The organism is Psychrobacter sp. 1U2 (assembly GCF_051847575.1).
Window position 1 is genome coordinate 1 of record NZ_JBPYDC010000015.1, and the last position, 14,128, is coordinate 14,128.

12 protein-coding genes are annotated in these 14,128 nt (G+C 45.9%); 6 read left to right on the top strand and 6 right to left on the bottom strand.

Going from position 1 to position 14,128, the window contains the following annotated elements; all coding sequences use genetic code 11:
- Positions 1–156: 156 nt before the first annotated feature.
- From adk to ACS8FD_RS08480, 6 genes are all read right to left on the bottom strand, one after another.
- Entirely contained in the window at positions 157–810 is a 654-nt protein-coding gene (gene adk, locus ACS8FD_RS08455) for an adenylate kinase (RefSeq protein WP_439243823.1), read from the bottom strand.
- A 241-nt stretch (positions 811–1,051) separates the two neighbouring features.
- Positions 1,052–2,332 (bottom strand): c-type cytochrome biogenesis protein CcmI, encoded by a 1,281-nt coding sequence (gene ccmI / locus ACS8FD_RS08460; protein ID WP_439275404.1) that lies wholly within the window; start codon positions 2,330–2,332, stop codon positions 1,052–1,054.
- Positions 2,329–2,880, bottom strand: a complete 552-nt coding sequence (locus tag ACS8FD_RS08465) for a cytochrome c-type biogenesis protein (protein ID WP_439275469.1) — start codon at positions 2,878–2,880, stop codon at positions 2,329–2,331. The genes ccmI and ACS8FD_RS08465 overlap by 4 nt, the downstream gene beginning before the upstream one ends.
- On the bottom strand, positions 2,880–3,473 hold the full coding sequence (locus tag ACS8FD_RS08470) for a DsbE family thiol:disulfide interchange protein (RefSeq protein ID WP_439275405.1): 594 nt from the start codon (positions 3,471–3,473) through the stop codon (positions 2,880–2,882). Before ACS8FD_RS08470 ends, ACS8FD_RS08465 begins: the two co-directional genes overlap by 1 nt.
- Before the next feature lies 1 nt (position 3,474).
- Complete coding sequence (locus ACS8FD_RS08475) at positions 3,475–5,502, bottom strand: heme lyase CcmF/NrfE family subunit (protein ID WP_439275406.1); 2,028 nt, start codon at positions 5,500–5,502, stop codon at positions 3,475–3,477.
- 282 nt (positions 5,503–5,784) lie between these two features.
- Positions 5,785–7,119 (bottom strand): hypothetical protein, encoded by a 1,335-nt coding sequence (locus ACS8FD_RS08480; RefSeq protein ID WP_439275407.1) that lies wholly within the window; start codon positions 7,117–7,119, stop codon positions 5,785–5,787.
- A 563-nt stretch (positions 7,120–7,682) separates the two neighbouring features.
- Between ACS8FD_RS08480 and mrdA the strand changes: the two genes are divergently transcribed.
- The 6 genes from mrdA to trpS all read left to right on the top strand — a co-directional run bounded on the left by mrdA (position 7,683) and on the right by trpS (position 14,120).
- Positions 7,683–9,683, top strand: a complete 2,001-nt coding sequence (gene mrdA / locus ACS8FD_RS08485; protein WP_439275408.1) for a penicillin-binding protein 2 — start codon at positions 7,683–7,685, stop codon at positions 9,681–9,683.
- A 32-nt stretch (positions 9,684–9,715) separates the two neighbouring features.
- On the top strand, positions 9,716–10,420 hold the full coding sequence (gene rsmD, locus ACS8FD_RS08490) for a 16S rRNA (guanine(966)-N(2))-methyltransferase RsmD (protein ID WP_439275409.1): 705 nt from the start codon (positions 9,716–9,718) through the stop codon (positions 10,418–10,420).
- Between the two features lie 254 nt (positions 10,421–10,674).
- Positions 10,675–11,103, top strand: coding sequence for a 50S ribosomal protein L13 (rplM, locus tag ACS8FD_RS08495; protein ID WP_439275410.1), 429 nt, complete (start codon positions 10,675–10,677; stop codon positions 11,101–11,103).
- A gap of 10 nt (positions 11,104–11,113) precedes the next feature.
- On the top strand, positions 11,114–11,500 hold the full coding sequence (rpsI, locus tag ACS8FD_RS08500) for a 30S ribosomal protein S9 (protein WP_439243572.1): 387 nt from the start codon (positions 11,114–11,116) through the stop codon (positions 11,498–11,500).
- Between the two features lie 325 nt (positions 11,501–11,825).
- Complete coding sequence (locus ACS8FD_RS08505) at positions 11,826–12,920, top strand: LpxL/LpxP family acyltransferase (protein WP_439275411.1); 1,095 nt, start codon at positions 11,826–11,828, stop codon at positions 12,918–12,920.
- Between the two features lie 129 nt (positions 12,921–13,049).
- Positions 13,050–14,120, top strand: coding sequence for a tryptophan--tRNA ligase (trpS, locus tag ACS8FD_RS08510; RefSeq protein ID WP_439275412.1), 1,071 nt, complete (start codon positions 13,050–13,052; stop codon positions 14,118–14,120).
- The last annotated feature ends 8 nt before the right edge of the window (positions 14,121–14,128 follow it).

Here is a 14,128-nt window from a genome sequence, read left to right on the forward strand (position 1 = left end):
AAGGACTGAGCCCTGTGCAATACAGAACTCAGTCCTTGATATCAACTTAAACTGTCCAAGTTTAGGGGGTCAGTTCAACTCATGAGTTAGGCGGTTTTTTTATGCGCTGATACATACTCTAAGCAAATACTAGCGTATCAACTCATCGCTAGCGGTTTAGTCTTTTAATGCAGCTAAGATCTGCTCTCTTACTTCATCAATCGCTTGAGTACCGTCAAACTTATCGTAATCAGGAGTATCCGCACCCTCTTTGGCTTTGTCTTGATAAAAACCGACTAAAGCTGAGGTTTGCTGATGGTAAGTGGCCAAGCGCTCGCGAATGGTCTCTTCTTTATCATCTGGACGCTGAATAAGCGGTTCACCGGTAACATCATCAACGCCTTCAACCTTCGGCGGATTGTGATCGATATGATAAATACGGCCTGAGTCGGCATGCTGGCGACGACCGGATAGACGCTTAACGATTTCGTCATCAGGAACGCTGATCTCAATCACATGGTCGATGGCGACATTCGCTTCAGCAAGGGCCTGCGCCTGTGGAATGGTACGCGGGAACCCATCTAATATACAGCCATTAGCGCAATCAGGCTTAGCGAGACGCTCTTGAACTAAGTTGATGATAAGATCATCAGAAACGAGGCCGCCTGCATTCATCACGCCTTGGGCTTGTTTACCAAGCTCAGTACCTTCTTTGATCGCAGCGCGTAGCATATCACCTGTGGAGATTTGCGGGATATCATACTCTTTAGAGATGAACTGGGCTTGGGTACCTTTACCGGCGCCAGGGGGACCTAGCAAAATAATACGCATCATTATACGTTTCTCCTCAATAGATGGATGTGCAAAGTTCTAAAAAAATTTACAAAACATAGGGATTGGTGAATTGCAAGCCATACCTTACCTTGTGCTTTTATAAAGCTCAAGTTTTTTTGTCTTATATTGCCAAAGTTGCTATGACTTTACTGTTCATGTAAAGCAATTGCGCGCCAAAGTGAACACCAAAGCGCCCTGCTCTGACACGCTGTGCGCAATAAAATTAAGACGAATGAGTTTAAGGAACTTGTTGATTAATCTCAACATTGACTTGGTTTTGATCGGCGCTGATCACGACCGGATTACCCGATAAGTCTCCAGACTCAGCAACCGCATTACCGCTATGGCTAATACGAGCAATCACTGCCAACTGCGTTTTTTGCTCACGAGCAGAGGCTAAAGTCCGCTCAGGCATCATAGCGTCTAGATCGCTTAAGCTAACATTTGCTTCGCCCTGCTTAATCACTGAGATAGGTAGGCGTTTAGCAGCGAAAGGAGGCCCGCCATTGACATCACGTATCGCTACAAAGAGCACATCATCACCCTTCACTAATGGCAATAAGCTTGAGTTGATCATCACCGTGACATCGATGCCTTGCGCTGCTTGGGCTTTTTGCGCGCTAACATTAGCGCTTAACTCATCTAGGCTAGTCAGTGCGCGGCTATGATCACCAGGCTTAGCGGCAATGCTGCTTCGCAAACGGTTGATCCAGCCTTGCGCTTCATCGAAGTTACTACTACGCGCCTCACCCATTGCCATCAGCATTTGCGCGCCTTCGTGCTGCGGGTTTTCGACAAGTACGTCTTGTAATACTCTACGAATATTAGCATCGAGCTGGCCTTCATTAGCGAAGAAACTGATCTGCGCGTAATTAGTCGCGATTTCTTCGTTTTCGGGCGATAAGCGATAGGCGCGAGACAGCGCTTCTATCGCGGAAGGCGTAGCTTCTAATGACAAGAATAGCTCTGATAGACGCATCCAACGATCTGGGTCATCAGCGTGGCGATAGACATTGGTCTGCATCGCGCTGATGAGTTGTCTACCATCTTCAATCGCCCAAGCGGGCGGCTGATCGATTTTGCCGGTTAGAAGGTCATCAGCGACTTGACCAACTTTGTCCTCGCTTGCCCATAGCTCAAATACTGGAGTACGATTGCCAATCAGTAAATAAGCCATAGCGGCTAATACTGGCACCCAAACCATCACGATCAAACGGCTTTTGACCCCTGGAGCAACCATAGGAGTGACTTCTCGCTGCGCATCTAACAACTGGCGCTCAAGCTCAAGCTTTTGGTTTTGGTAATGACTATCATCGATAGTCCCGTTGTCTTTATCACTTTTTAGCTCAGCCAAACGCTCACGAAATACGGCAACGTTGATATCTAGCAGCTGATTATCTACCGGATTCGACTTGATACGCGCGGCGCGTAGCCACGGCGTAATAGCGATAACCGCAAAAATTAGCGCAATAAATAAGCTTAGAGCAATAAATAAGCCGATAGTAGAAAATAGGGTCATTTTTTGTCCTCTGGGCTTGAGATATCATGATCGGTGCTATCAGTACTGGCATTGGCACGCGATAATAGACGATCTAGTTCTGCTTTTTCTGCTGGGGTAAGCGCCGCAGTCGTACTCTCAGTTTTCGCTCGGCTTTGACCACGGGCAACAGCCTGACGACGTTTACTTTGCCAAAACCAACCACCAATTAACACAATCAATAATAAAGGCGGAAAAAACCATAGAATCCAAGTAGACGGTCGTACAGGCGGCTTATAGCTGATAAAATCGCCATAGCGATCTTGCATGTAACTGCGAATCTCGCCATCGCTGCGGCCCTCTTTGACTAAGTCAAAGGTCTTTTGTTTTAAGTCTTGCGCAATAGGAGCGTCAGATCCTGCCAAGTTTTGGTTCTGACACTTAGGGCAGCGTAGCTCTTCAATCAGCCCGCGATACTGCGCTTCTTGCTGCGGGGAGTCGAAGTCATAAACGTCAATAGCCGCGTAACTCGCTAGGCTGAGCAGACACGCTAACATGACACTGGCTACTCTTAATAGGATAGGAGTCATCACTGACAGGCCTCCGCAACTTGACTGGCCGCCGGAACGGCATTGGTCTTATTGGCTTCATTGAGTACCATCAAACAAGGAGTGATACGGTCTTGCCAATTGGCCTCATTAATCTCACCAATAATATGCTGACGAATGATACCATTACCATCTACCACAAAGGTCTCAGGCGCGCCGGTTAAGCCTAAATCTAAAGCAAACTGACCCGATGAATCCTGAATAGACATCGAAAAAGGATCGCCGCCACGGTTTAGATAGCTCAGCGCATTACCAATCTCATCTTTATAATTTACGCCAACCAGATTAACACCGCGCTCCTCAAGCTCCATCAAAAAGGGATGCTCAACGACACAAGTTGGACACCAAGAGCCCCAAACATTCATCAAAAAAGGCTCATTAGGCAGATTTTCGTTAGTCATAATACGGCTAGTGTCTGATAACAAAGGCAGCTCAAAGTCAGGTACTGGACGCTCAAGCGCGGTATTCATAACCACTTCAGTAGGCTTACCTAGCTGGTTTCCTAATAGATAGAGCACCCCAATAAACACGAGCAGCGGAATCAAAAACCATATTTTCAGCTGTTTTTTATTCATCTTACCTCTCCTCCGCACTTGCTGCGAGCGTTGCCGTATCTACAGTACGAGCGGCGCCTGTACTATTAGGCTCTAATAAAGCGCCTTTCGGTTTTTTAATACGGTAACGCTTATCGAGCATACTGAGCAGTCCACCTAAAGCCATGATAATAGCACCAAGCCAGATCCAGCGAATCAGCGGTTTAACATAGATACGTAAAGCCCACTCATTACTACCCTCAGCGATAGGCTCGCCAAGTGCCACATAGACATCACGCATTAAGCTGGCATCAATCGCCGCCTCAGTGGTCGGCATCGTACTGATGATATATGTGCGCTTTTCTGGAGTAAGAGTAGCTAGCTCTTGACCATTTTTGGTCACTGCCACTTCTGCTTGTGTGGCATCAAAATTACTAGCTTTGATCTCACGAAAGTCCGTCAAGCTAAAGTCGTAGCCTTGGACGTTGACAGTATCACCCTCAGCCATCGCAACATCGCGCTCGATGCTCAGGCTAGTCGTAAACGCCACCCCAATCACCGCTATCAGCACACCTACATGAGCGACTTGTTGACCCCAGTAGCTTAGGCGTAGTTGTTGTAAACCTTTAAAGACATTAGGTGCATTCTTAGTTTTGTCTCTAAAATCAATCACCATCCATAAGAGCACCCAAAAGCTCACTGCTAAGGTCACACCTATATTGAGCATAGAGGACGGATGAGCAAAGTAGGCAATAATCGCGGCTAGGACTAAACTGCTGACCGCAATAACCATTCCCACGCCTAATAAAGGCCGCTTGTCTTTTTTCCAGCGGATATTAGAACCCATGCCCATCGCTATCAACAACAGCCAAGTTAAGGGCACAAATAAAGCGTTAAAGTAAGGAGGGCCTACAGAAACCTGACCTAAATTAAAAGCGTCAGCGATAATAGGATATAGCGTTCCCAACAGCACCACTAAGGTTGAGATCAAAATAATGACATTGTTAATCACTAAGAACGACTCGCGCGATATCAGCTGATATTGACTCTCAACTGTCAAGCGCCAACCGCGCACTGCAAACATCAGTAAGCCGCCACCAATAATAATGCCCAAAATCACCAAAATCACTAACCCGCGAGTCGGGTCCGCAGCGAACGAATGCACAGAGGTAATGACACCCGAGCGCACCAAAAATGTCCCTAATAAACTCAATGCAAAGGCGAAAATAGCCAGCATAATGGTCCAAGCTTTAAACACGCCGCGCTTTTCGGTTACCGCTAGCGAGTGTAGCAGTGCAAGCCCTGCTAGCCATGGCATCAACGAGGCGTTTTCTACCGGATCCCAAAACCACCAGCCACCCCAACCAAGCTCGTAATAAGCCCACCAAGAGCCAAGGGCGATACCGATCGTCAAAAAACCCCAAGCCGCTAGTGCCCAAGGGCGAGACCAACGGGTCCATACCGCATCCAAACGCCCTTCCCATAGTGCCGCCATACAAAAAGCAAAAGGCACCACCATACCGACATAACCCATATAAAGCATAGGCGGATGGATAATCAAACCAAAGTCTTGTAGTACTGGGTTTAGATCGGCGCCATCTACCGGCAGGTTAGGTAACGTGCGCTCAAATGGCGATGAAGTAAAGATCAGCATCGCGAGCATCATCAGCTGCACCGCTGCTAATATTACTAGCACTCGCGCGCGCATAGACAACGGCAGACCGCGACTAAAATAGGAGACTAAAGCGCACCACGTGGCCATGATAGTCATCCAAAGTAGTAGCGAGCCTTCGTGCCCGCCCCATGTTGCGGACAGCTTATAGTACCAAGGCAGCAAAGTGTTAGAGTGCTGAGCCACATAGACCAGACTAAAATCATTATAATAAAAGCCTGCCATCAACGCGCCAAATGACACAATCATAGCGGCAAACTGCGCCCAAGCCAGACTTGGTGCCAAGCGCTGCCAAGCGACTTGCTGACGCATAACGCCAATGGTCGGTAATACTACTTGCAATATTGCCAACACAAAAGCGGCAAGCAAGGCAAAATAACCTAATTCTGTGATCAACATACAGTCTAACCTTGTCTACTTTAGCGCAAAACCTCAAACCGCCATCAAGCGGTATAAGCATGCTACATTTAGCGGCTTATCTTTTAGGTTTTGCTTGATACCATCGTCGTTTATTTTGTCGCCGTGAGTATAATACGGTTTAATAATTTATAACTACTTAATACATGCAGCGATTAAGTAGTTGTTGAGTAGTTATATTGTCTTTTGATTAAGCGTCATGCAGACGTTAAAAATCTTGGGGTTATTTATCGCAGCTTTTATCCTAATTTGGCTATCAAGGACCTAACTCACAGCGGGGAAAAACACTAATACTAAGTGTAGCCAACCGGCTAAAAACCCAGTCAAACCGCCAAGCACAATCAGCGTCATCTCATCCTCTCGAAAAGCTGGCCGCAGCAAGTTTTGAAACTCATGTGGGGTCAAAGCGCGAATGCGATCGCGAAATAAACCAAAAATCTTGCTAGCCCGACTTTCATTAAGCTCAGGATCGCGTATCGGTACCATCGTGGCACTAATCGACTTATCGATAATCGTGTTTTTGAGTTTACCAAACTCACGCCGTCCTAAGCTCATACGCAGCGACGTTCTGATGACAGGCGCTTCTAACAAATCATACAGGTGCGACTTCATCAGCATGCGCGTATCCTCAGCACGGGCACCGTACATCATCTCATTCATGATGTTCTCAAGTGTCACTAAGTCTTTGACCACAATCTCAGCAAAAACCTCAGAGACCTCTTCTTGACGCTTCATAAAGCCGCCTTGAAAGCGAAACTGAGCGATATGCGGTAGCTGTGGCACTAAGAATGGAAAGCGGCTACTGCGTCTAAAAAACTTCACATAAGAAATAAAGCGCGGCTCTACTGGATTAAACACCATCCAAATAGCGATCCAGTTGGTCAAAAAGCCCCAGATAGCTGCAAAGAATGGCACGGTCCAATGCTGCGGCACGACTAAGAAAATAAACATCTGAATAAGGCCAAATACTAGGCCAATGAGCGCGCTGATATGCCAAATAAAGTTGATCTCTTTTTGACCGACGCGTAAGAACATATTAACCATCAAGCGCCGATCGTTTTCCATCGTATTAACGATCATCTGGCGCATATCCACTAAGTCTTCGACGTTATTGGTCAAATCCAGTACCAAAGACTGCATAATCTCTGGCAGGGCTTTGTGCGCTTGATTATAAATACGGCGTTTGATGGCGTAAGGAATATTGCCCCACAAGGTCTCTGAGCGCTCAAGCATAATCTCATCGATAAGCACCTCAAGGTTTTCATCGACCTTTTCGGTGATAAAAACTGCCATTTGCTCAGGCTCCATGGCCTTAAAAAACTCATCTAATGAGCCAAGCTTTGAGAGCGTCTGATCGACGATAACCCCTGATATCTTCCCCGCTTTACGCGGTACGATACCTTGCCATCCTATCCCTGGTAAACCAAACAAGGGAAAGTTAGGAATGCGAATACCCCAAAATTTGATGGGATAAAATAGCATTTTTAATGCCATCCATACGTGTAGCCAAGTGACAAAAGCAGTCACCGGCGGAATAGTCAGCATAGCAAGGAATTCTGGATGCTCAGCGAGCGTCTGCCATATTGAGGTTACATCCATGACTTTGCACGTCCCTTATATAAAGGTTATTGTCAGTCTGTTAGGTTTATACTAATAAGTTTTTTATTAGGCTTAATTCTAAGCCGTACGGCCACGTTGATATCATGTTGATACCGGCCACAAAGCCGCCTGATTTTAACATACTTGCTATTTTTTAGCACCCATATAGGCTATGGAAGTTATGACCGTAGGCGACACTTTCAGTCAAGCTCAATTGGCTCTGCTCATTTAAAATAGTGACGCAAAGAAAGCCTCCAAAAAGACGGGTTACCAGTCTTTTTACGGTCGTTATTATCTAGCATCACTGCTGGTAAAGCTTATTAGTAAATGCTTATTAAGGAATATAGGACTTGCTACGGGTAGATCGTTTTATATTTAGTGAGCGCTCTCTGTTATAATCTGCGCCTTGCAGCTTGGCTGACTATACGACTTAGTGCAACAAAAACTCGCTATGTAATTGAAATTATTATTGTTATTTTTGTCAGCATCCTATATATTTGCTGCAATCTCTGTCTGCTAAGCGCCCTAGGTGCCGCCCCTTTCGTTTTAGGTATCGATCTTTTATGAATAAACCGCTCACTGCAAATACTGAACAGATCAATCGTATTTTTATGCGGCGGATTATTATTCTTGGCGTACTGATTTTTTTGGGGCTGAGCGGCTTAATAGTGCGTTATGGTTTTTTGCAGGTTTATGCTCACGACCGTTACAGCACGCAAGCGGACAATAACCGTATTAAACTGATATCTGCGCCGCCGAGTCGCGGCTATATCTATGATCGTAACGGTATCTTGCTTGCGGACAATCAGCCGGTATTCACTGCCATGATTAACCCTGATATTGTCGAAGACCCTGAACGCGTGCTCGCGCTACTCGCTCCTATTTTTGATTTGAGCGATAAAGATATTACCGATATTTTGTCACGTTTATCTCGCAGCAAGAGCGATCCTGTTACGGTCAAAATCGACTTAACGGAGACTCAACTGGCGCAGTTTAGTGAGCGTAAGCCTTTTTTTCGTGGGGTGACGATTCAGAGTAAATTAACTCGCTCCTATCCATACGATGAGCTATTTGCTCATGTCATCGGGTATGTCGGTCGGATCAACGATAAAGAAACCAAGCGTATTGATAAAGATCGTTATGCCGGTACGGATTTGATTGGGAAAATCGGTATCGAAGACCACTACGAAGATATCTTGCTAGGCGAGCCGGGCTATCAGTCAGTGGAGACTGACGCTCATGGTAATATCATCCGCCAATTAGAAACCAAGCCGCCTATCGCTGGCAACGACATTACCTTGAGCTTAGATTATGGTCTACAAAAAGTAGCGCAAGAGCAGCTAGACGGCAGGCGTGGTGCTATCGTCGCCATAGATCCCCAAAACGGTGATGTACTAGCCTTTGTGAGTAATCCAAGCTACGATCCCAATCCATTTATCTCTGGTATCTCGTTCAAAGACTATGGCGCACTACGCGACGATGTCGATCAGCCATTATATAATCGTGCCTTGCAAGGTATGTATCCGCCAGCGTCTACTATTAAGCCTTTTGAAGGCTTAGGCGGTATCCATTACGGCCTACGTGATTGGGAAACCACGATTTACGATCCCGGTTATTTTAGCCTACCCGGTGACTCGCACCGTTTCCGCGATTGGAAACGCGGCGGTCATGGCACCGTCGACCTCAAAAAATCGATTATGATGTCTGTCGATACTTATTATTATAAGCTGGCTTATGAGATGGGTATTCAACGCCTGCATGACTGGATGGCTGAGTTTGGCTTTGGCGAACCTACCGGTATCGATTTGCCTAACGAAAAATCCGGCATTATGCCCTCACCAAAATGGAAAAAAGATCGCTACGATAAAGACTGGCTGCCGGGCGAGACAATATCAGTGAGTATCGGTCAAGGGTATTTCTTAGCCACACCGCTACAAGTCGCTAACGCCACTGCGATGACGGCTAATAAAGGCAATCATATCACGCCGCACTTATTAAAAAGCAGTGAAGGCGCAGCAGCAGTCAAGGTGATTAGCAAACCTGATGGCAAAATTGCTTATAATGGTAAACCATCCGACTGGCTACGTATGCATGATGCTATGGAAGACACGGTAAAGCGTGGTACCGCTCGTGGTATTTATACCAAAGAGTATCGTATCGCTGGCAAAACCGGTACCGCACAGGTGAAATCCATCGCGCAGGGTAAAAGTTATGATAAATCAGCTCTCGATAAACGTCATTGGGATCATGCTTGGTTTACCGGTTTTGCGCCAGTAGAGAATCCAAGCATTGCGCTAGCGGTGTTAGTTGAAAATGGCGGCGGAGGTAGTGCTGTTGCGGCACCTATCGGACGAGAGCTCTTTGATTATTGGGTCATGCAGCGCAATAAAGACCCTATTTTGCCGCCGACCCCAGATCAGCTAAAAATCATCAAGCGTCACAAGGCAATAGAAAAAGCGCGTCTTGATGCTCTTCGTAAAGCCGAAAAAAAAGCCGCGGCCGAAGCGGAAGCTGCGGCTTTAGAAGAAAAGGCGCTGTCCACCGCCGCTACCCCTACTCCTTAAAATTAAAACCATCACTATTTAACCGTTTTATTATGAAAAAACCTTTAGCAGTACGTCAAGCGCAAACCCAAAAAGCAAAAGCAACAAAATCAAAGACGGGTAAATCAAAAGCGCAACAACCAGCCGCAGGTCATGTCCGCATCATCGGCGGCCAGTTTAAGCGGCGTAATGTCACCTTTATCGATGGTGAAGGCCTGCGTCCGACTCCAGATCGCCTACGTGAGACGCTATTTAATTGGCTACTCGCTGATATTCATGATGCGCGGGTGTTAGACAGCTGCGCAGGTAGCGGGGTATTAGGGTTTGAAGCTTTATCTCGCGGCGCAGCGCATTGCACTTTTATTGAAGCCAACCTAGCACAAGCAAAGCGGCTCTCACAAAGTGCTGAACAGCTATATCTGATCACTGAGAATTACCAAATCATCTCCGGCCGAGCGGAAACTGTCTTAGCGCAAACCAAAGACCTCATGACGCCTTTTGATATTGTCTTTATCGATCCGCCGTACGCAGATGATTTATGGCAGCCTATTTTAACCACCCTTATCAGCAACGTATTAATCACTACAGAGACGCTAATTTATTTAGAAGCCGATAAAGATCTAACTATTCAATTGGCGCAATTAGCCGAAACGCTAAGTAATAGTAGTAATTTGCAGCCAATAACAGGATTTACTTGTATAAAGCAAAGCAAAGTAGGACAAGTTGTTGCTGGACTTTATCAGCTGTCAGCGTCATAATCATCTCATTGCTTTTTGCTATTGACCATAACACCTTGTCAAGAAATAATGATAAGGTATTAAGGGCTATAATATCGAAAAGTAAAAAACCCGCAAAAAACCTGCTAAATATGACTGTTTAATGTAATGCAGGAGAAAATAAACCCCATTGGCGCTTGCAAGCAGGAGCGCTACTGCTTATAATGTGCAGTCTGTTTTTTGAGAGCCCCGTTCCCAGCTAAACTCTCAACGAATTCTAAATTTAAGGTTTTATCATGAAAACACTTAGTGCAAAACCAGCTGAAGTGACCCATGACTGGTATGTTGTCGATGCTGACGGCAAAACCCTTGGTCGCTTAGCCACGCAAATCGCTACTCGCTTACGTGGCAAGCACAAAACGTCTTATACCCCGCATGTTGACACTGGTGACTTCATTGTCGTCATCAATGCAGAGAAAATTGCGGTAACGGGCAAAAAAGCACAAGATAAAAAGTACTATCGCCACAGTGGTTACCCAGGTGGTATTAAAGAAACCAACTTCAACAAGCTGATTGCACATAAGCCTGAAGATGTTCTACACAAAGCAGTTAAGGGTATGCTTCCAAAAGGTCCTCTTGGCTATGCGATGATCAAGAAGCTGAAACTATATGCGGGTACACAGCATCCACATGAAGCTCAGCAACCTAAAGAACTAGACATCTAAGGATAATTTTATGGAACGCAATTACGGAACTGGTCGCCGCAAGACGTCTACCGCTCGTGTATTTTTAGCGAAAGGTAATGGTAGCATCGTTGTCAACGGCAAGCCACTTGATGAATACTTCAGCCGTGAAACCTCACGCATGGTCGTTCGTCAGCCATTAGAGCTACTTGAATCACCTACTGCTTACGACCTTTACATCACTGTAAAAGGCGGCGGTATCAGTGGTCAAGCAGGCGCGATTCGCCACGGTATCACTCGTGCCCTAATCGAGCTTGACGAAACTAACAAGCCTGCACTAAAAGCAGCTGGCTTTGTTACTCGTGATTCACGTCAAGTTGAACGTAAGAAAGTTGGCCTACGTAAAGCACGTAAGCGCCCACAATTCTCAAAACGTTAATCAAAGCTATTGCTTATTGTTTTGCTGCTCTATTTCTCGTCAGATATTAGTAAGAGCAGCAGCTCATGTAAGCTTAGATTTGCAAAACCTTATAAGTAGCTCGCTGCTTATAAGGTTTTTTTGTGGGGGATAGATAAGTATTGATAAATTGGTTTATCGTAGGATTGGTTAACGGCAGCGTAACCGGCCGTCTAATACTAACGATACGAACAAAAGTGCTGAACTAAGACACTAGCCGACAAAAACCTGCCGCAAGCAAAATCTGACTTGCAAAGTAATCCACCCCACCCCATCATAATAGCAACTTTTATTATAGTATCTTCTTATGAAAGCGCCCGAACAATACGATCCTAGCAAAGCTGATAAGCAACACGCTACCGTGCAAAATAGCGTCTCTAGTAAGCAAGCAAAATCGCCTGCTCTGCCTGCTGGTACGCCAAAGATTACCGATACGCAAAAGAAAACCGCTCAAGCCGATAAAAAGCCTTTTCAATGGCAGTTTTTATTGCCGAAGTACTGGGGTATTTGGTTAGTATTAGCGCTGGTATTGCCGATGATCTATTTGCCACTACGTTATCAGTTTTGGCTGGGTCGTAAGCTGGGTGTTTTGGTTTATAAAATAGCAGGCTCGCGTCGCCGTGATACGCTGATTAATCTAGGTCTGGCTTTCCCAGAAAAGCCGGAAGCAGAGCGTGAGCTGATGGCGAAGCAAGTCTTTGTCAATCAAGGCGTCGGGGTGTTTGAAACTTTGTGTGCGTGGTTTCGTCCTAATGTTTTCACCCGTACGGTATCGATATCGGGTTTACAGCACTTAGTCAATGCACAAAACGAAGGTCGCGCGGTACTTTTACTGGGTGCTCATTATACGATGCTCGATCTGGGCGGATTATTCTGTACTCAGTTCTTCGCAACAGACTGTATGTACCGCCCGCAAAACAACGCCCTACTTGATTGGTTTATTTATAACGGGCGTACGCATATTTTTGGTAAGCAGATCTCCAGCCGTGATATGCGTAGCTTAGTCGATTCTATCAATAGTGGTCATGTGATTTGGTACTCCCCTGATCAAGACTATGGTCTCAAGCAAGGGGTTATGGCGCCATTTTTTGGCGTCCCTGCTGCGACGATTACGATGGCGAGACGCCTAGCCAAGCTAGGTAGTAAAACCCATCCGCCAGCAGTGATGGCGCTGCATACATATCGGCAAACCCCTGACAATCTACCGCGCGGCAAACGCCCACATTATCATTTGACGATTACGCCAAAGCTTGAAAACTATCCTAGTAAAGACGAGGTCGCTGATGCCACGCGGGTCAATGAAATACTGGAGGGCTTAATCCGTATCGATCCGACCCAGTGGATGTGGTTTCATCGGCGCTATAAACATGGACCTAGCGGTCGCCGTGATATTTATAAATAATAGGCTAAATAAACCAAACTCAGTTATCAAGGCATAAAAATCGCCGTTAAATTTGTTATACTCTGCGGTTATGATTTAACATCTAAACGCCTATACACAATAATTTAAAAACACTGCAATGGATATTTTATGAGCGACAACTCTAATTCGGACGCTGTAAAGCAAAGTAAACGCATCCTTACTGGTATAAAACCCACTGGTATTCCTCACTTAGGCAACTATGTCGGTGCCATTCGTCCGGCGATTGAGTCTATCCAAAATAGTGATGATGAAGCGTTTTTTTTCTTAGCGGATTATCACGGTATTATCGGTTGCTATGATCCTGTTATCATTCATGAGTCGACCAAAGCCATTGCTGCCACTTGGATCGCTTGCGGTCTTGATCCTGAACGCGTAACTTTTTATCGTCAGTCCGATGTACCAGAGATCTCAGAGCTGGCTTGGATCTTAAACTGTTCTTGTGCCAAAGGGCTTATGAACCGGGCGCATGCTTATAAAGCCGCGGTCGATGTCAATCTAGAAAAAGACGATGTCGATGCAGATTTTGGCGTGACTATGGGGCTATTTGGCTATCCGGTGCTAATGGCAGCTGATATCTTGATGTTCAATGCCACTCACGTACCGGTAGGCCGCGACCAGATCCAACATATTGAGATGGCGCGCGATATTGCCGGTACCTTTAATCATAGATACAAGCCGTTATTCACGTTGCCAAGCGCGGTAGTCGATGATGACACCCCACTACTTACGGGACTTGATGGCCGTAAAATGAGTAAGAGCTACAGTAACACTATTCCATTATTTGGCGATACTAATCCGCAAGTCAGCTCAGAGAAGCAAATGCATAAGGCCATCATGAAGATTGTGACCAACTCGCAATTGCCTAATGAGCCAAAAGATCCTGACGACTCAGCGCTTTTTGAGATTTACAAAGCTTTTGCTACCCCTGCTGAGATCGCTGATATGCGTGCGCAATATGCGGCAGGTATCGGTTGGGGCGATGCTAAGCAAGTGCTCTTTGATAAGATCAATAATGAGATTGCACCATTTCGAGCGCGTTACGAGGAGCTGATGGCCAATCCAAAAGAACTAGAAGAGATCTTACAAATGGGTGCAGAAAAAGCCCGTCGTCATAGTCGTAAACAGTTAGATAAGACGCGCCGTGCCATCGGTATTCGCCCGCTAGCCAAACTAAAATAAACCGTTAG